The organism is Vibrio sp. 1069 (assembly GCF_033340555.1).
This window is the reverse complement of the sequence record NZ_JAWOWP010000972.1, coordinates 1-512: the sequence shown is the minus strand read 5'-3', so window position 1 is coordinate 512 and position 512 is coordinate 1. Positions and strand designations below refer to the sequence as shown.

Here is a 512-nt window from a genome sequence, read left to right as displayed (position 1 = left end):
GTCGATGCCACAGATTGCACCACAGAAGCCGAGCCCGGTTGTTCATTCACTCGGGTTTTGAAGTCACCTCCACACAACGCATTGCTTTTGAAGTAACCATACGTCCCGGACACAGAGTTACGCCCAAACAACTGCAAGTTGCGCTTCGCCCATTCGGCTTTTAAACCTAGTTGCTGCCAGTTAGTGATGAACTGACTTTCTCCACAACGCAACGTAGCGGAAAACATCGCGTCCAATTGATTAAAGTTCAAACCTTGAATGGGATTGTCTTGATGCACAAAAATACCAATAGCATCAATAGCAACGCGCAACGCTGTAGGTTTGTAACCATGCTGTCGCTCAAACGCTTCGATTTCTTTCAAACGCATCGGGCGGCTCATTGGACCAAACTGCGCCGTTTGCTCTGTTAAAGCAGGTGGCGCCGTTGACGAGCCTGAAGCTTGAACTTGCGCGTTGATGTTCGGGTAAATGGATTTAAACTCTTCCACCCAAAGTGTGGTCATCCCCGCCAA

At 48.8% G+C, this 512-nt stretch carries 1 protein-coding gene; it reads right to left on the bottom strand.

The window, feature by feature from the left end:
* Nucleotides 1–512: PstS family phosphate ABC transporter substrate-binding protein (locus tag R7040_RS30105; protein ID WP_318098142.1), on the bottom strand; the 512-nt coding region annotated here is incomplete at both ends.